Origin of the sequence: Thalassospira lohafexi (assembly GCF_002844275.1) — a bacterium.
Classification (GTDB): Bacteria; Pseudomonadota; Alphaproteobacteria; order Rhodospirillales; family Thalassospiraceae; genus Thalassospira; species Thalassospira lohafexi.
This window is the reverse complement of sequence record NZ_NXGX01000004.1, coordinates 1-20,674: the sequence shown is the minus strand read 5'-3', so window position 1 is coordinate 20,674 and position 20,674 is coordinate 1. Positions and strand designations below refer to the sequence as shown.

Below are 20,674 nucleotides of genomic sequence, written 5' to 3'. Positions count from 1 at the left end.
CCCATATTAACGCATCAGGATATTAACGCATCAGACCGGCAATTTTACAGCAGCGACGCGATTTCAGCGCGCAATTCTGCCAGTCCGGTATTCTTTTCACTCGACGTCGCAAAGATTTTTGGCAAGGCCGCTGGATGCTTAACCAGTGCGTTGACCACTTCCTTGATACGTTTTTCGAGCTGTCCCTTTTTTAGCTTATCAGCCTTGGTCAGCACAACCTGATAGGTCACGGCACTTTCATCAAGCACCTTCATCATGTCGAGGTCGGCCTTCATAAAGCCATGCCGTGAATCGATCAACACGAAGACACGCCGCAGGGTTACCCGACCACGCAGATACTGCTTGATCAGGTTTTGCCACGTATCAACGATGTCTTTTGGGGCTTGCGCAAAGCCATAGCCCGGCAAATCGACAACATGGCAGGCGCCATCAAGATCAAAATAGTTAAGCTGCTGCGTCCGGCCGGGTGTGTTGGACGTACGCGCAATGTCCTTACGACCCGTGATCGCGTTGATCAGGCTGGATTTACCAACATTGGACCGTCCGGCAAAACAGATTTCCGTTTTGTCTTCAGGCGGCAGTTGCTCAAGCTGGGCGACACCCAAAAGAAAGGTAACCGGGCGGGAAAAAAGTTTCCGCCCGGCTTCAATTTGTGGTGCTTTGTATGTCGGTATTGACGTTACCGACGGCAGGTTTTCGTCTGTCATCGTTCTTCCTTCCCCATGATCCGGGCATCTTCCCCGAAGGGAAGATCAACCCAGAAAGGGTAGATGGGGATTAAATCCCCATCTTATACATGATGTAGCGCTGCTGAATGATCGACAGCGTATTGTTCCAGGCCCAATAGATCACAAGACCAGCCGGGAAGCTTGCCAGCATGAAGGTAAAGATCAGCGGCAAGAACATCATGATCTTGGCTTGTGTCGGATCGGCAGGCGCCGGGTTGAGTTTCTGCTGCAGGAACATGGTAAGACCCATGATCAGCGGCCAGACACCAATCATCAACATCTGCGGCGGATCAAACGGGATCAGACCAAACAGGTTGAACAAAGACGTCGGATCCGGAGCAGACAAATCCTGAATCCAGCCAAAGAACGGCGCGTGACGCATCTCAATGCTCACAAACAGAACCTTGTACAGTGCAAAGAACACCGGGATCTGTACAATGATTGGCAAGCAACCCGAGGCAGGATTGATTTTCTCACGCTTGTACAGCGCCATCATTTCCTGCTGCTGACGCTGGCGGTCATCCTTGAACTGCTCGCGCATTTCAGTGATCTGCGGCTGCAGCTTTTTCATCGCACTCATGGATTTGTACGATTTATTCGCCAACGGGAACATGACTGCCTTAACGGCGACCGTGATCAGCAAAATGGCAACACCGAAGTTACCAACAAGATGATACATCCACTGTAGAACAAGGAAGAACGGCTTGGTCAGGAAGTAGAACCAGCCAAAATCAATCGCGAGATCGAAATTGGTGATGCCGTAGTCCTCGGCATAAGTATCAAGCAGGGTTACTTCCTTGGCACCCGCAAACAGACGGGTTTCCGCCTTTGCTTCGCTGCCATTGGCAACCGTGCGAGCTGCCCCAAGATAATCGGTCTGATACTTGTCCGTATTTTCAGCAAAATGGTGGCTGAAACGCGTGGTCATTTCCTCGTCCGAGGAAGGTGCCAGCGCAACCAGCCAATATTTATCGGTGATGCCAAGCCAGCCGCCGGTGGTTTTCTTTTCAACCGCACCATCATCGGCAAGATCATCATAATCGATCTCGGTCAAAGTCCCGTCGATCACGCCAAGCGGGCCTTCATGCAGGATATAGAACCCTGCGGTCTGCGGCTTGTTCTTGCGCGAAATCAGGCCGTAAGGATGCAGGGTAACTTCGCTACCGCTGTTATTGACCACTGACTGATTAACGGTGAACAGATAATTCTGATCGATGGAAATTTCGCGTTTGAAGGTCAGGCCGGCACCGTTATCCCAACTTAGCGTAATCGGGTTATCGACCGTCAGGGTGTCGCCACTTGCGCTCCAGCGGGTTTCGCTGCTGGGCAGAACAACATCCTTGCCCGTACCGACCCAGCCGAACTCCGCGAAATAAGCATCACTGCTGCCGGTCGGGTTCAAAACATGGATCAGTGGGCTGTCAGGTTCTTCGGTTTCGTGATAATCCTGAAGCTGGATATCATCAATCACACCACCGACAAGACGTATCGAACCTTCGACGCGCGGCGTATCAATTGCGATACGTGGTGATTTCGCCAGCGCATCATCCCGATTAACGGTCGGGACAGCAGGCTGTCCCCCCGGGACACTTGGCCCACCGGTGGATGCCTGCGGCGGATTACTACCACTTGCATCAAGCTGTTCGCGAACTTGCGCTTCACGAACCTGAGTATCAGGTTCGGGCGCGAAGAAGAATTGCCAACCGATGAGAATCACAACTGCCGATGCAATTGCGACCCATAGGTTACGTTGTTCGTTCATCGCTTCTTTCCGCTTTTCTCAGCCAGCATCAACCGACCGATTATTCTATTTACATGACGAAAGCGCCGGGGATCGGTTTTCACCATCCGACGACGCTTTGTTTTGTTCGCAGCCACATTCGGGCACCGGATCATAACCATGACCACCCCATGGATGGCAACGCATTATCCGTTTAAATCCCATCCAGCCGCCTTTTATTGCCCCATGACGGGCCAATGCTTCCATCATGAAAGCCGAACAGGTCGGCTGATAACGGCAAGACCACCCGATATAAGGCGATAAAAAGAGCTGGTAACCGCGAACTGCGATTTGAAGAAGACGTGCAAGGGGACCGGGGGATGGACTCGAAGAGTTCATGTCGCAGGACCTCCTGCTTTTGTCGAACCGCCGGGCTTCTTTGCGCCACCCCCCTTACGGGGACGACGAGAATCGGCCGGAGACGGCTTTGCATCAGGGACTCGGCGCAGGGCAAACCGCATATCATCAACCAGCTTTTCAAAAGGCCGATCGATGGTTTGGTTACGACCGATCACAACATAATCCCAACCGGGCAATGCGAGTTCAGTCATCAATTGCTCTGCCACAGCACGCAAACGCCGCCGAACGCGATTGCGGACGACGGCCTTTCCCACCTTTTTGGTGACAGTAAAGCCTACTCGTACGAGCAGGTCTTCACCGGCGTATTCTGTATCCGGCTTGATCCCCGGGCGTGGTGCGCCCTGCAGGATCAATCCCTGTGTAACCCATTTTCGGCGGGTGCCCGCAACACGGAGGAATTCCGTACGCTTTTTAAGGCGTTCCACCGAAATGGTCACAACATTAGGCCGACAGACGCTTGCGGCCCTTGGCGCGGCGTGCGGTAAGCACACGGCGGCCACCGACGGTCGCGCTGCGGGAACGGAAGCCGTGGCGGCGTTTCCGTACGAGATTGCTAGGCTGGTAGGTGCGCTTCACTGCACTTACTCCGTTCTAAATAAGGTAATCCGATAAAATTCGAGGTCCGCTGTATAGGACTTCACACCCATGCTGTCAACTCGTGACAAGGTGTTGGTCCCCAGAAAACCGGCAATGCCGTCGGGATTTTGTCCCGACGGCACCCGAAATGCGAATTCGTCACCATTCGATACGTTCGACGTTGGAGAATGTCAACTCAGAACCGTCCGAAAAGACGATAGTTCCCGACGAATCGGTCGAAAGTTCCAGATGGTGCTTTTTCGAATCGGTGATTTCGCCTTCATCAAGGATCAAGGTCCAGTCACTCGAGTCGATTTTGCCGCCACCTATGCCGTTCAATTCGATGGTATCGGTGGTCCATCCATTGGCCCCACCATCAACATAGTCATTGCCTTCGCCCATGTTAAAGATGAACAGATCCGACCCACCGTCACCATAAAGCGTATCGTCGCCGATACCGCCGATCAGGGTGTCGTCGTCATCCCCGCCAAACAGCGTGTCATTACCATCGCCACCATCAAGGGTATCCCTGCCTGCACCGCCCAGAAGAGTGTCGTCACCTTCATCGCCATACAGCTTGTCATCACCCCCGCCACTGCTCAGCGTATCGTCGCCTGAGCCGCCATAGAAGGTGTCTTTGCCCCATCCGCCGGTCAGGGTGTCGTTGTCCGCCCCGCCGTCGAAATAGTTATCGCCGCCGTCGGCAACAAGAATGTCGTTCCCATCGCCGCCAAAGAAGCTGTCATTGCCCCAAGTGCCGTGGATGGAGTCGTCACCACCCTCACCCCAGACCTTGTTTCTACCGTCGCCAACATCGATATTGTCATTCCCATCGCCAGCATTGACCGTATCATTGCCGCCGCTTGCGGTGATGCTGTCGTTGCCGCTGCCTGTCTCGATGATGTTATTCCCACCACCCGCGGAAATCGTGTTGTTGCCATCTCCGGCATAAATTTTGTCATTTTCCGAACCGGTGCTGATGGTATCGTTACCAGTCCCCGCCCAGATGGTGTTTTTGCCTTCGCCAGCGGTTATTTCGTTGTTGCCGTCCCCACCAATGATCGTGTCGTCGTCACTTCCTGACGTAATGCGATCATTGCCAGACCCGGTTGCAATGTAATTTTCACCCTCGCCTGCGCTGACGTAGTTGTCGCCATCGCCCCCAAGGATTGTGTCGTCACCACTCCCGGCATACAGGCTGTCATTGCCTGCACCGGTTTCAATATGGTTATTACCCTCGTTGGCATAGATGATGTTGTCACCGTCGCTGGCATAGATACTGTCGTCATCGCTGCCGCCAGTGATGTAGTTATTCCCCGATCCGCCATAGATCGTATTTTCGCCTTCACCACCGTGAACGGTATCATTGCCGGCACCGGCATCAATGTAATCGTCACCACCATCGCCGGTGACACTGTCGTCACCGTCACCAGCATAGATTACATCATTGCCATTCCCGGCCCAGATCGTGTCATTGCCGGCATTGGTTGAAATCGTGTCATGACCGCCACCAGAACCGATGGTGTCATTGCCCGATCCGGTTTCGATGCTATCATTCGAACCAGATCCCCAGACAACTTCATCCGCAGCAACCATTTCTTCAATCGTGACATCAAGAATGGCGGTGGTCGTTGCGGTGTCATCGCCATCGCGCGACTGCACAGAAACATTGAGCTCAAACGTGCCGGAATAGTCACTGGCCGCCGCAATCGTCAGTCCAACCAATTGCGCGGACGTCAGGGTCCATGTGCCATCACCGTTGTTGGTCCCGGCAGACAAAGTTGCCCCCGACGGCACGCCACTGATGGTAATGCTCAGCGTTTCGCTGCTATCGGTCACGGCGGCATCGATATCCAGTGCAACGCTGTTACCTTCGTCACCGCTGGCATCCGACACCTCAAGGGTTGGCGTGTCGGCAACACCCTCGACATCCACTGTTATGGTATCAGAAACACTTGCGGTATCATCACCATCGGTCGAGGTCACCGTCACGGTCAGATCAAACGAACCGCTATAATCGTCCGCCGGTTTGATTGTCAGTCCGTCCAGATCCCCCGCCGACAGCGTCCAGGTCCCATCCCCGTTATTGATACCAGCCGACAGAGTTGCCCCATCCGGAACGCCAGAAATCATAACGGAAAGAACTTCGGACGCGTCGCTTAGACCTGCGTCGATATCAAGTGCAATGTTGGTATCTTCATCACCAGACGCGTCACTTGCTTCAACTGTCGGCGCATCGGCAACACCGGCAACATCCACCGTGATGGTGTCCGAGACACTCGCGGTATCGTCGCCATCGGTCGAGGTCACCGTCACACTCAGATCAAATGATCCGCTATAGTCATCCGCCGGCTTGATCGTCAAACCATCAAGATCGCCAGCCGCCAAAGTCCAGGTGCCATCACCATTATCGGCACCAGCCGACAGGGTCGCACCATCTGGAACACCAGAAATCGTGACGGAAAGAACTTCGGACGCATCGCTTAACCCTGCGTCGATATCAAGCGCTATGTTGGTATCTTCATCACCAGACGCGGCAATCACATCAAGCGTCGGCGTATCGGCAACACCGGCAATATCAACTGTGATGACATCGGTGACACTCGCAGTATCTTCGCCATCAGTCGAGGTCACTGTCACACTCAGATCAAACGATCCCGAATAATCATCCGCAGGCGTAATCGTCAGACCTTCAAGGTCGCCCGACGAGAACGTCCAAGTACCATCGCCATTATCGGTACCCGCAGACAAAGTTGCGCCATCAGGAACACCACTGATCGTGACCGTCAGAACTTCGGAGCTGTCGGTAAGACCCGCATCGATATCAAGCGCAATTGCGCTGTCTTCCGAACCGCTGGCGTCGGAAACTTCAAGCGTGGGCAGATCAGCATCGCCAATCACATCCACCATTACCGTGTCAGAAACACTTGCGATATCAACGCCGTCTTGTGTGCTTGCCGTAATTTGAAGATCGAAACTACCGCTATAATCAGAAGGCGGTGTAACCGAGAGCCCCGCCAGATCATCCGACGACAAGGTCCAAGTACCATCCCCGTTATCGTTACCGGCAGACAGCGTAGCGCCGTCCGGAACACCAGAGATCGTAATCGTTAAGGTTTCTGAACTGTCGGTAAGACCTGCGTCAATGTTGAGCGCGATCGCGCTGTCTTCGTTGCCAGACGCGTCCAAAACATCAAGCGTCGGCGCATCGGCGACGCCAGCAACATCAACCGTCAAACTGTCGGTCGTTACGGCAACGTCTTCACCATCCGTAGACTGAGCACTCACACCAAGCTCGAACGACCCACTAAAATCATCCGCAGGCGTAATCGTCAGACCTTCAAGATCGCCCGACGACAGCGTCCAGGTGCCATCCCCATTATCCGTACCGGCAGACAAAGTCGCACCGTCTGGAACACCGGAGATCGTGACTGTCAGAGTTTCGGAACTGTCGGTAAAGCCTGAATCGATATCAAGCGCAATCGCACTGTCTTCCGAACCGCTCGCGTCAGAGGTTTCCAACGTCGGAGCGTCAGCGACACCGGTAACATCAACCGTGATCGAACCTGAAGTGGTCGCGACATCTTCACCGTCAGCAGACTGTGCCGTCACACCAAGATCAAACGAACCGCTAAAATCATCCGCAGGCGTAATCGTCAGACCTTCAAGATCGCCCGACGACAGCGTCCAGGTGCCATCACCATTATTCGTTCCAGCCGACAGGGTCGCACCATCTGGAACACCCGAGACGGTTACTGTTAGCGTTTCGGAGCTGTCCGTCAGACCCGCATCTATATCAAGCGCGATGGCTGAATCTTCATTACCGGATGCATCCGCCACATCAAGCGTCGGTGCATCAGCAACACCCGCTACATCGACCGTCAGACTATCGGTCGTTACGGCAACATCCTCACCATCCGCAGACTGAGCGGTAACACTCAGATCAAAGCTGCCAGAGAAGTCATCGGCAGGCGTGATCGTCAGACCTTCAAGGTCACCAGACGACAACGTCCAGATGCCGTCACCGTTATCCGTACCGGCCGACAGGGTCGCTCCATCCGGAACACCGGAGATCGTGACAGACAGAACTTCACTGGAGTCCGTCAGACCCGCATCGATATCCAGTGCAATCGCACTGTCTTCCGAACCACTCGCGTCAGACGTTTCCAACGTCGGAGCGTCAGCGACACCGGCAACATCAACCGTGATCGAACCTGAAGTGGTCACAAGATCTTCACCATCGGCAGACTGTGCAGTCACACCAAGGTCGAACGAACCGCTAAAGTCATCCGCAGGCGTGATCGTCAGACCTTCAAGATCACCCGACGACAGGGTCCATGTGCCGTCACCGTTATCTGTGCCAGCCGACAAACTCGCACCGTCCGGAACACCAGAGATCGTAACCGTCAAAGTTTCGGAGCTGTCCGTTAGACCCGCATCGACATCAAGTGCAATCGAACTGTCTTCCGAACCGCTCGCGTCAGACGTTTCCAGCGTCGGTGCATCCGCAACACCCGCAACATCAACCGTGATTGATCCACTGGTCGTGGCGACATCTTCACCATCCGCAGACTGTGCGGTCACGCCAAGATCGAACGAGCCACTAAAGTCATCTGCCGGGGTAATCGTCAGACCTTCAAGATCACCCGATGACAGGGTCCAGATGCCGTCACCATTGTCCGTCCCAGCCGACAGGGTCGCACCATCCGGCACACCGGAGATCGTCACCGTCAGAACTTCGGAGCTGTCTGTCAGACCGGCATCGATATCAAGCACAATTGCACTGTCTTCCGAACCGCTGGCATCAGACGTTTCCAGCGTCGGTGTATCAGCAACACCCGCAACATCGACCGTAATTGATCCGCTGGTCGTCGCAACGTCTTCACCGTCCGCAGACTTCGCCATCACACCAAGATCGAAGCTACCTGAGAAGTCATCAGCCGGCGTGATCGTCAGACCTTCGAGATCTCCTGAACTCAACGTCCAAGTACCGTCACCGTTATCCGTACCAGCCGAAAGGGTCGCACCATCAGGCACGCCGGAGATCGTAACCGTAAGAATTTCCGAACTGTCGGTAAGTCCAGTATCGATATCAAGAGCGATAGCTGAATCTTCATTGCCAGACGCATCCGCGACATCAAGTGTCGGCGCATCAGCTACACCGGCAACATCAACTGTAATGGTATCGCTAACATTGGCGACATCTTCACCGTCGGCAGACTGAGCACTCACACCGAGATCAAACGACCCACTAAAATCATCCGCAGGCGTAATCGTCAGACCTTCAAGATCGCCCGACGACAGCGTCCATGTGCCGTCACCGTTATCCGTACCGGCCGACAGGGTCGCACCATCCGGAACGCCAGAGATCGTAACCGTTAGCGTTTCCGAGCTATCGGTAAGACCTGCGTCGATATCCAGTGCAATGGCACTGTCTTCATTGCCAGATGCATCCGCAACATTAAGCGTCGGCGCATCAGCAACACCCGCAACATCGACCGTCAGACTATCGGTCGTTACGGCAACATCTTCGCCGTCGGCAGATTGCGCCGTCACACCAAGATCAAACGAACCGCTAAAGTCATCCGCAGGCGTAATCGTCAGACCTTCAAGATCTCCTGATGACAGCGTCCAGGTGCCATCACCATTATCCGTACCAGCCGACAGAGTAGTACCGTCCGGTACACCGGAGATCGTGACAGTCAGAACTTCACTGGAGTCCGTCAGGCCCGCATCAATATCAAGCGCAATCGCACTGTCTTCCGAACCGCTGGCGTCAGACGTTTCCAGCGTTGGCGCATCCGCAACGCCAGCAACATCAACCGTCAGACTGTCGGTCGTTACGGCAACGTCTTCGCCATCCGCAGACTGAGCGGTAACACCCAGATCAAAGCTGCCAGAGAAGTCATCGGCAGGCGTAATCGACAGGCCTTCAAGGTTGCCTGACGACAAAGTCCACGTACCGTCACCGTTATCCGTACCAGCCGAAAGGGTCGCACCATCAGGCACGCCGGAGATGGTGACTGTAAGAATTTCCGAACTGTCGGTAAGCCCAGCATCGATATCCAGAGCAATAGCTGAATCTTCGCTGCCAGACGCATCTGTAACATCAAGTGTTGGCGCATCGGCAATACCGGCGACATCCACCGTGATCGAGCCAGAGGTCGTCGCGACGTCTTCGCCATCCGCAGACTGAGCACTGACGTCCAGATCGAACGAACCGCTGAAGTCATCTGCAGGTGTAATCGTCAGACCTTCAAGATCACCCGACGACAGCGTCCAGGTGCCATCACCATTATTCGTTCCAGCCGACAGGGTCGCACCATCTGGAACACCCGAGACGGTTACTGTTAGCGTTTCGGAGCTGTCCGTCAGACCCGCATCTATATCAAGCGCAATCGCACTGTCTTCCGAACCGCTCGCGTCAGAGGTTTCCAACGTCGGAGCGTCAGCGACACCGGTAACATCAACCGTGATCGAACCTGAAGTGGTCGCGACATCTTCACCGTCAGCAGACTGTGCCGTCACACCAAGATCAAACGAACCGCTAAAATCATCCGCAGGCGTAATCGTCAGACCTTCAAGATCGCCCGACGACAGCGTCCAGGTACCATCACCATTATTCGTACCAGCCGACAGGGTCGCGCCATCCGGAACGCCAGAGATCGTGACTGTAAGTGTCTCGCTGGAATCCGTCAGACCCGCATCGATATCAAGCGCAATCGCGCTGTCTTCCGAACCGCTCGCATCAGACGTTTCCAACGTCGGTGCATCCGCGACGCCAGCCACATCAACTGTAATCGAGAAAGAAGTGATCGCAACATCGTCACCGTCGGCAGACTGAGCACTCACAGCAAGGTCGAACGACCCACTAAAGTCATCCGCTGGTGTGATCGTCAGACCTTCAAGATCGCCTGATGACAGCGTCCAGGTGCCATCACCATTATTCGTTCCAGCCGACAGGGTCGCACCGCCCGGAACACCGCTGATTGTGACGGTCAAAGTCTCAGAGCTGTCGGTCAGGCCCGCATCGATATCCAGTGCAATCGCACTGTCTTCCGAACCACTCGCGTCAGAGGTTTCCAACGTCGGAGCGTCAGCGACACCGGCAACATCAACCGTGATCGAACCAGAGGTCGTCGCAATATCTTCGCCGTCCGCAGATTGGGCCGTCACATCCAGATCGAACGAACCGCTAAAGTCATCGGCAGGCGTAATCGACAGGCCCTCAAGATCACTCGACGACAGCGTCCAGGTGCCGTCACCGTTGTCCATACCAGCAGACAAAATCGCACCATCGGGTACGCCGGAGATCGTGACAGATAGAACTTCACTGGAGTCCGTCAGACCGGCATCGATATCGAGTGCAATGGCACTGTCTTCATTGCCAGATGCATCCGCAACATTAAGCGTCGGCGCATCCGCAACGCCCGCGACATCGACAGTGATTGACTCAGAGGTCGTCGCAACGTCTTCACCGTCCGCAGACTGCGCCGTCACACCAAGATCAAACGAGCCACTAAAGTCATCGGCAGGCGTAATCGTCAGACCTTCAAGGTCGGTTGAGCTCAGCGTCCAGGTACCATCGCCGTTATCCGTACCAGCCGACAGGGTCGCACCATCCGGAACACCGGAGATCGTAACCGTCAGTGTCTCGCTGGAATCCGTCAGACCCGCATCGATATCAAGCGCAATCGCACTGTCTTCAGAGCCACTGGCGTCAGATGTTTCCAGCGTTGGCGCATCCGCAACGCCAGCAATATCAACCGTCAGACTATCGGTCGTAACTGCAACGTCCTCGCCATCTGCCGACTGCGCCGTCACGCCAAGATCGAACGACCCACTAAAGTCATCTGCCGGGGTAATAGTCAGACCTTCGAGATCAGATGATGACAGAGTCCAGGTGCCATCGCCGTTATTCGTACCAGCCGATAGGGTCGCGCCGTCCGGAACACCGGAGATCGTAACCGTTAGCGTTTCGGAGCTGTCGGTCAGGCCCGCATCGATATCAAGCGCAATAGCCGAATCTTCGCTGCCAGACGCATCCCCAACATCAAGCGTTGGCGCATCCGCAACGCCCGCGACATCGACAGTGATCGAACCAGAAGTCGTCGCAACATCTTCGCCGTCTGCCGACTGCGCGGTGACACCCAGATCAAACGAACCACTAAAATCACCGGCTGGCGTAATCGTCAGACCTTCAAGATCACCAGACGACAGCGTCCAAGTCCCGTCACCATTATCAGTACCAGCCGACAGGGTCGCACCATCCGGAACACCGGAGATCGTAACCGTAAGAACTTCAGAGCTATCGGTAAGACCTGCGTCGACATCCAGTGCAATGGCAGAATCTTCAGCACCCATCGCATCTGTAAGTTCAAGTGTTGGCGCGTCGGCAACACCGGCGACATCAACTGTGATCGAACCAGAGGTCGTTGCAATATCTTCGCCATCAGCCGACTGTGCCGTCACACCAAGATCGAAGCTGCCAGAGAAGTCATCTGCAGGTGTAATTGTCAGACCTTTAAGGTCACCCGATGACAGGGTCCATGTACCGTCACCATTATCAGTCCCCGCCGACAGGCTCGCACCATCCGGTACGCCACTTATAATAACTGTCAGGGTTTCGCTGGAGTCCGTCAGTCCCGCATCAATATCGAGCGCAATCGCGCTGTCTTCCGAACCACTCGCGTCAGAGGTTTCCAACGTCGGAGCGTCAGCGACACCGGTAACATCAACCGTGATCGAACCTGAAGTGGTCGCAACATCTTCACCATCGGCAGACTGTGCCGTCACACCAAGATCAAACGAACCACTAAAGTCATCCGCAGGCGTAATCGTCAGGCCTTCAAGATCACCCGACGACAGCGTCCAAGTGCCGTCACCGTTATCCGTACCAGCCGACAGGGTCGCGCCATCTGGCACGCCACTGATGGTCACAGTGAGAACTTCACTGGAGTCCGTCAGACCTGCATCAATACCAAGCGCAATCGCTGAATCTTCGTTGCCAGACGCATCCGCAACATCTAGCGTCGGCGCATCCGCGACACCCGCAACATCCACCGTGATTGAGCCAGACGTGATGGCAACATCTTCGCCGTCGGCAGACTGGGCCGTCACGCCAAGATCGAACGAACCGCTAAAATCATCCGCAGGCGTAATCGTCAGACCTTCAAGATCGCCCGATGACAGGGTCCAGGTCCCGTCACCATTATCCGTACCAGCCGATAGGGTCGCACCGTCCGGAACACCGGAGATCGTAACTGTCAGAGTCTCGGAGCTGTCCGTCAGATCAGCATCGATATCCAACACAATCGCACTGTCTTCCGAACCACTGGCATCAGACGTTTCCAACGTCGGCGCATCCGCAACACCCGCAACATCGACTGTGATCGAACCACTGGTCGTTGCACTTTCTTCACCGGAAACTGATGTTGCTGTCACGCTCAGGTCAAAACTGCCCGCATAATCCGCAGGGGGCGTAATTGTGAGGCCATCCAGTTGATCCGGGCTCAATGTCCAACTGCCATCACCATTGCTGGTTCCAGCTGACAAAGTCGCCCCTTCCGGCACACCTGAAATGGTCACACTCAGCGTCTCTGTCGCATCCGAAAGCGAAGCATCAATATCGAGCGCAATAGCCGAATCTTCATTCCCAGGTGCATCGGCGACATCAAGTGTGGGTGCATCGGCAAGCGGGTTATAAACTTCACCGTCGACAAAAACCTGAAGTTGTTCGACATTGACAACTTCAACACCAAGAGCCGGAAGGGTGAGGCTACCTGTAGTGCCGCCGTTGATGTGGTTTTGCAAATCCTGCAGAGCACTCAGGATGTCGGGATTTGAGAGCTGTTCACTCGTCAGATTGAGCTTGAGAGTATCGGTGTCGCCACTGCCATCGACGAGGCCTATCTGCCCACTTTCCGGCTCTATCGTATAATCCAGAACGTCATCACCCGACCCGCCGTCAAGCGTATCGCCGCCAGACCCGATCAGCGTATCATCCCATGAACCACCCGACAGCACATCGGTGCCATCACCACCATCAAGCGTGTCGTTTCCGCTGCCGCCCTCCAGAGTATCGTCGCCAGCACCACCCGTGATGATATCCTCACCACTGCCGCCGTCGAGGTAATCATTCCCTTCGCCACCGGTAATTGTATCGTGGCCTGTTCCACCGAAAACGCTGTCATCTCCAGCACCGGCATCAATCGTGTCATGACCGTCACCACCATAAACAGTATCGTTGCCTGCACCCGATGCTATGCTGTCATGGTCACGGCCACCATCAATGTAATCGTCCGTTTCGCCGCCGGTAATCTTGTCCTTTCCATCACTGCCAATGATGGTTTCCCGCCCATCAGATGCAACATCAACAGTAATGATATTCGACACACTCTGGCTGTCTGTGCCATCTGTGGAGGTAGCCGCAACACCCAGATCAAATGATCCCCAATATTCATCAGCCGGTGTGATCGTCAGACCTTCAAGATCGTCCGAACCCAACGTCCAGGTGCCGTCGCCATTATCTGTACCCGCCGACAGAGTTGCACCGTCCGGCACGCCGGAGACCGTAACCGTCAGAACTTCCGAGCTATCCGTCAGACCAGCACCGATATCAAGCGCAATAGCTGAGTCTTCGCTGCCAGACGCATCTGTAACATCTAGCGTCGGCGCATCCGCAACACTCGCGACATCAACCGTCAGACTGTCGGTTGTTACGGCAACATCTTCACCATCCGCAGACTGAGCACTAACGCCCAGATCAAACGAACCACTAAAGTCATCTGCAGGCGTAATCGTCAGACCTTCAAGATCGACCGACGACAGCGTCCATGTACCATCCCCGTTATCCGTACCGGCCGAGAGGGTCGCGCCACCCGGAACACCTGAGATGGTGACTGTAAGCGTCTCACTGGAATCCGTCAGACCGGCATCGATATCAAGGGCGATGGCTGAATCTTCATTGCCAGATGCATCCGCAACATCAAGCGTCGGCGCATCCGCAACGCCAGCCACATCAACGGTGATCGAACCTGAAGTGGTCGCAACATCTTCGCCATCGGCAGACTGTGCCGTCACACCAAGATCAAACGACCCGCTAAAATCATCCGCAGGCGTAATCGTCAAACCTTCAAGATCGCCCGACGACAGCGTCCAGCTGCCATCCCCGTTATCCGTACCCGCTGACAAGGAGGCACCGTCCGGAACGCCAGAGATCGTAACCGTAAGAACTTCAGAGCTATCGGTAAGACCTGCGTCGACATCCAGTGCAATGGCAGAATCTTCAGCACCCATCGCATCTGTAAGTTCAAGTGTTGGCGCGTCGGCAACACCGGCGACATCAACCGTGGTCGAACCAGAGGTGGTCGCAACGCCTTCACCATCCGCAGACTGGGCCGTCACATCCAGATCGAACGAACCGCTAAAATTGTCGGCTGGCGTAATTGTCAGACCATCAAGGTCACCCGACGACAACGTCCAAGTACCATCGCCATTATCGGTACCCGCAGACAAAGTTGCGCCATCAGGAACACCACTGATCGTGACCGTCAAAACTTCGGAGCTGTCGGTAAGACCCGCATCGATATCAAGCGCAATCGCACTGTCTTCCGAACCGCTCGCGTCAGACGTTTCCAACGTCGGCGCATCCGCAACACCAGCCACATCAACCGTCAGACTGTCGGTCGTTACGGCAACGTCTTCACCATCCGCAGACTGAGCGGTAACACCTAGATCAAAGCGACCAGAGAAGTCACCCGCAGGCGTAATCGTCAGACCTTCAAGGTCGCCCGACGACAACGTCCATGTGCCGTCACCATTATCCGTACCCGCCGACAGGGTCGCACCATCCGGAACACCGGAGATGGTGACTGTAAGTGTCTCGCTGGAATCCGTCAGACCGGCATCAATATCAAGCGCAATCGCGCTGTCTTCCGAACCACTGGCGTCAGACGTTTCCAACGTCGGCGCATCCGCGACGCCCACGACATCAACTGTCAGACTGTTAGTCGTTACGGCAACATTTTCACCGTCCGCAGACTGAGCAGTCACAGCAAGATCAAAGCTGCCAGAGAAGTCATCCGCAGGTGTAATCGTCAGGCCTTCAAGATCACCCGACGACAGCGTCCAAGTACCATCCCCGTTATCCGTACCAGCCGAAAGGGTCGCACTATCCGGCACGCCGGAGATCGTAACCGTAAGAGTTTCGGAGCTATCGGTAAGACCCGCATCGATATCAAGCGCAATCGCACTGTCTTCCGAACCGCTCGCATCAGACGTTTCCAACGTCGGAGCGTCAGCGACACCCGCAACATCCACCGTGATTGAGCCAGAAGTGGTTGCGACGTCCTCGCCATCAGCCGACTGTGCCGTCACAGCCAGATCAAAGCTACCAGAGAAGTCATCTGCCGGGGTAACCGTCAGACCTTCAAGATCACCTGAACTCAACGTCCAAGTACCATCACCATTATCGGTACCGGCAGACAAGGTTGCCCCAGCTGGCACGCCAGAGATCGTAACCGTCAAAGTCTCGGAGCTATCGGTAAGACCCGCATCGATATCAAGCGCGATGGCTGAATCTTCATTGCCGGATGCATCCGCCACATCAAGCGTCGGTGCATCCGCAACGCCAGTAACTTCAACCGTCAGCCTGTCAGTCGTAACCGCAACGTCTTCACCATCCGCAGACTGAGCACTCACACCGAGATCAAACGACCCACTAAAGTCATCCGCTGGCGTGATCGTCAGACCTTCAAGGTCGGTTGAGCTCAGCGTCCAGGTCCCGTCACCATTATCCGTACCGGCCGACAGGGTAGCGCCATCCGGAACACCAGAGATCGTAACTGTCAGGGTTTCGCTGGAATCTGTCAGACCGACATCAATATCAAGCGCAATCGCACTGTCTTCCGAGCCGCTGGCATCAGAGGTTTCCAACGTCGGCGCATCCGCAACGCCCACGACATCAACTGTCAGACTGTCGGTCGTTACGGCAACGTCTTCACCATCCGCAGACTGAGCACTGACGCCCAGATCAAACGAACCACTGAAGTCATCCGCAGGCGTAATCGTCAGACCTTCAAGATCACCTGAACTCAACGTCCAAGTACCATCACCATTATCGGTACCGGCAGACAAGGTTGCCCTATCTGGCACGCCAGAGATCGTAACCGTCAACGTTTCGGAGCTGTCCGTCAGACCGGAATCGATATCGAGTGCGATCGCACTGTCTTCAGAGCCAGAGGCATTCGAAGTCTCAAGCGTTGGTGCATCCGCAACACCCGCAACATCAACCGTGATTGATCCCGTGGTCGTCGCAACATCTTCACCATCCGCAGACTGCACCGCCACACCCAGATCAAAGCTGCCAGAGAAATCGTCCGCTGGGGTAATCGTCAGACCTTCGAGGTCGCCCGACGACAGCGTCCAGGTGCCATCCCCATTATCCGCACCCGCCGACAGGGTCGCACCATCAGGCACGCCGGAGATCGTGACCGAGAGAACTTCGCTGGAGTCCGTCAGACTTGCATCTACATCAAGCGCAATCGCGCTGTCTTCCGAACCGCTCGCATCAGACGTTTCCAACGTCGGAGCGTCAGCGACACCGGCAACATCAACCGTGATTGAGCCAGACGTGGTTGCGACGTTCTCGCCATCGGCAGACTGTGCCGTCACACCAAGGTCGAACGAACCGCTAAAGTCATCCGCAGGCGTGATCGTCAGACCTTCAAGATCACCCGACGACAGGGTCCAGGTCCCATCCCCGTTATCCGTACCAGCCGACAAGGTCGCGCCATCCGGAACGCCAGAGATCGTAACCGTAAGAACTTCAGAGCTATCGGTAAGACCTGCGTCGACATCCAGTGCAATGGCAGAATCTTCAGCACCCATCGCATCTGTAAGTTCAAGTGTTGGCGCGTCGGCAACACCGGCGACATCAACTGTGATCGAACCAGAGGTCGTCGCAATATCTTCGCCATCCGCAGACTGTGCCGTCACACCAAGATCGAAGCTGCCAGAGAAGTCATCTGCAGGTGTAATTGTCAAACCTTCAAGGTCACCCGACGTCAACGTCCATGTGCCGTCACCATTATCCGTACCCGCCGACAGGGTCGCACCATCCGGAACGTCGGAGATCGTGACCGTCAGAGTTTCGGAGCTATCGGTAAGACCTGCGTCGATATCAAGCGCAATCGCTGAGTCTTCATTGCCAGATGCACCCACGACATCAAGTATTGGCGCGTCGGCAACACCGGCGACATCAACCGTGATTGATCCCGTGGTCGTGGCAACATCTTCACCATCCGCAGACTGTGCCGTAACGCCAAGATCAAAACTGCCAGAGAAGTCATCCGCTGGCGTAATCGTCAGACCTTCAAGGTCACCAGACGACAGCGTCCAGGTGCCATCCCCATTATCCGTACCGGCCGACAGGGTCGCGCCATCGGGCACGCCGGAGATCGTGATAGTCAGAACTTCACTGGAGTCCGTCAGACCGGCATCGATATCAAGGGCGATGGCACTGTCTTCAGAGCCAGAGGTATTCGAAGTCTCAAGCGTTGGCGCATCTGCAACGCCCGCGACATCAACCGTCAGACTGTCGGTCGTTACGGCAACATCTTCGCCGTCCGCAGACTGAGCACTCACGCCAAGATCAAACGAACCACTAAAGTCATCCGCCGGTGTAATCGTCAGACCTTCAAGATCACCCGACGACAGCCTCCAAGTACCATCCCCGTTATCCGTACCTGCCGACAGGGTCGCGCCATCCGGAACACCTGAGATCGTGACTGTTAGAACTTCACTGGAGTCCGTCAGCCCCGCATCGATATCAAGCGCGATGGCTGAATCTTCATTGCCAGATGCGTCCGCAACATCAAGCGTCGGCGCATCCGCGACGCCAGTAACCTCAACCGTAATCGTGTTGCTACCGGAGCTTGAGCCCCGCGTCAGTCGAATTGGGTCTGATGTCGATGCAGAAGAATCGCCATCCGTGGATCGGGCAACGACACTCAGATCGAATGATCCGCTATAGTTTTCAGGTGGAGTAATTGTCAGACCTTTGAGGTCATCGGCCCCAAGTGTCCAGGTGCCATCTCCATTATCTGTTCCCGCAGAAAGGATTGCACCATCAGGAACACCACTCACTGTAACGGTCAGAACTTCACTGGAATCGGTCAGACTTGCGTCTATATCAAGCGCGATCGCACTGTCTTCATTGCCCAATGCATCAGACACATCAAGGAGCGGTCTGTCTGCAACGCCTTCGACATCAACAGTGATACTGTCACTGACGCTGGCAATATCTGATCCGTCCGCTGATTGTGCACTCACGTCGAGATCAAATGACCCGCTAAAATTATGGGCCGGGCGTATCTTGAGGCCATTAAGATCGCCAGAGCTTAACGTCCAGCTACCGTCACCGTTATCCGTACCCGCTGACAAGGTGGCACCGTCCGGAACACCGGAGATCGTAACCGTAAGAATTTCGGAGTTATCGGTCAGACCCGCATCAATATCGAGTGCAATTGAGCGATCTTCGTAACCACTCGCGTCGGACACTTCCAACGTCGGAGCGTCAGCGACACCCGTCACATCAACCGTGATCGAACCACTGGTCGTCGTAACGTCTTCGCCATCCGCAGACTGTGCCGTCACACCAAGATCGAAGCTACCTGAGAAGTCATCAGCCGGTGTAATCGTCAGACCTTCGAGATCGCCTGAACTCAACGTCCAGCTGCCGTCACCATTATCCGTACCCGCCGACAAGGTCGCGCCGTCCGGAACACCGGAGATGGTAATGGTAAGAACTTCGCTAGAATCTGTAAGCCCCGCATCGATATCCAGTGCAATGGCTGAATCTTCATTGCCAGATGCATCGGCGACATCAAGTGTCGGCGCATCGGCAACGCCAGCCACATCGACGGTCAGACTGTCGGTCGTGACCGCAACATCTTCACCATCCGCAGACTGAGCACTAACGTCCATATCAAACGAACCGCTAAAATCATCAGCAGGCGTAATCGTTAGACCTTCCAGATCACCAGATGACAAGGTCCAAGTCCCATCACCGTTATCTGTACCAGCCGACAAGGTCGCACCGCCCGGAACACCGCTGATTGTGACCGTCAAAGTCTCAGAGCTGTCGGTCAGACCCGCATCAATATCTAGTGCAATTGATCGATCTTCGTAACCACTCGCGTCGGACACTTCCAACGTCGGAGCGTCAGCGACACCCGCAACATCAACCGTGATCGAACCGCTGGTCGTGGCAACATCCTCGCCGTCTGCAGACTGCGCCGTCACACCAAGATCAAACGAACCGCTAAAGTCATCCGCTGGCGTAATTGTCAGACCTTCAAGATCCCCCGATGACAGCGTCCAGGTGCCATCACCGTTATCCGTACCAGCCGACAAGCTCGCACCATCCGGAACACCGGAGATGGTCACTGTCAAAGTTTCGGAGCTATCGGTGAGGCCTGCATCGATATCAAGCGCAATCGCCGAATCTTCATTGCCAGACGCATCCGCGACATCAAGCGTCGGTGCATCCGCGACGCCCGCGACATCGACTGTGATTGATCCAGACGTGGTGGCAATATCTTCGCCGTCCGCAGACTGCGCCGCCACACCAAGATCAAACGACCCACTGAAATCATCAGCTGGCGTAATCGTCAAACCTTCAAGATCACCAGACGACAGGGTCCAAGTGCCGTCACCATTATCAGTACCAGCCGACAGGGTCGCACCATCCGGTACACCGGAGATCGTTACTGTCAGAGTTTCGGAACTGTCGGTAAGGCCAGCATCGATATCAAGTGCAATAGCAGAATCTTCATTGCCAGACGCATCCGCCACATCAAGCGTCGGTGCATCCGCAACGCCCGCAACATCAACCGTGATTGACCCCGTGGTCGTCGCGACGTCTTCGCCGTCCGCAGACTGCGCCGTCACACCAAGATCAAACGAACCGCTAAAATCATCCGCAGGCGTGATCGTCAGACCTTCAAGGTCGGTTGAGCTCAGCGTCCATGTGCCGTCACCATTATCCGTACCCGCCGACAGGGTCGCACCATCCGGCACACCGGAGAGCGTAATGGTAAGAACTTCGCTAGAATCTGTAAGCCCCGCATCGATATCGAGTGCAATAGCCGAATCTTCATTACCCGACGCATCAGACGTTTCCAACGTCGGTGCATCCGCAATGCGAGCAACATCAACCGTCAAACTG

General features: G+C 55.2%; 6 protein-coding genes. All 6 read right to left on the bottom strand.

All coding sequences use genetic code 11. The annotated features are described in order from the left end of the window. Positions 1 to 44 precede the first annotated feature (44 nt). The 6 genes from yihA to COO92_RS09880 all read right to left on the bottom strand — a co-directional run bounded on the left by yihA (position 45) and on the right by COO92_RS09880 (position 20,631). Positions 45 to 707: a ribosome biogenesis GTP-binding protein YihA/YsxC gene (gene yihA, locus COO92_RS09905; RefSeq protein ID WP_022734140.1), complete on the bottom strand. Its 663-nt coding sequence runs from the start codon at positions 705 to 707 to the stop codon at positions 45 to 47. Between the two features lie 70 nt (positions 708 to 777). Continuing rightward, entirely contained in the window at positions 778 to 2,490 is a 1,713-nt protein-coding gene (gene yidC / locus COO92_RS09900) for a membrane protein insertase YidC (protein WP_101301799.1), read from the bottom strand. A 45-nt stretch (positions 2,491 to 2,535) separates the two neighbouring features. Continuing rightward, entirely contained in the window at positions 2,536 to 2,847 is a 312-nt protein-coding gene (gene yidD, locus COO92_RS09895) for a membrane protein insertion efficiency factor YidD (RefSeq protein WP_022734142.1), read from the bottom strand. Further along, the gene (rnpA, locus tag COO92_RS09890) at positions 2,844 to 3,305 is read right to left on the bottom strand and encodes a ribonuclease P protein component (protein ID WP_101301798.1); all 462 of its coding nucleotides are present in this window, start codon (positions 3,303 to 3,305) and stop codon (positions 2,844 to 2,846) included. Before rnpA ends, yidD begins: the two co-directional genes overlap by 4 nt. Before the next feature lie 4 nt (positions 3,306 to 3,309). Continuing rightward, a complete protein-coding gene (gene rpmH, locus COO92_RS09885) occupies positions 3,310 to 3,444 on the bottom strand; it encodes a 50S ribosomal protein L34 (protein ID WP_033369208.1) in 135 nt (44 codons plus the stop codon). A 159-nt stretch (positions 3,445 to 3,603) separates the two neighbouring features. Continuing rightward, a complete protein-coding gene (locus tag COO92_RS09880; RefSeq protein WP_206186389.1) occupies positions 3,604 to 20,631 on the bottom strand; it encodes a calcium-binding protein in 17,028 nt (5,675 codons plus the stop codon). Positions 20,632 to 20,674 lie beyond the last annotated feature (43 nt).

Bases quoted from the DNA above. Each gene is read 5' to 3' on its own strand.
- yidC (WP_101301799.1), bottom strand. From the start codon at position 2,490: ATGAACGAACAACGTAACCTATGGGTCGCAATTGCATCGGCAGTTGTG.
- yihA (WP_022734140.1), bottom strand. From the start codon at position 707: ATGACAGACGAAAACCTGCCGTCGGTAACGTCAATACCGACATACAAA.
- yidD (WP_022734142.1), bottom strand. From the start codon at position 2,847: ATGAACTCTTCGAGTCCATCCCCCGGTCCCCTTGCACGTCTTCTTCAA.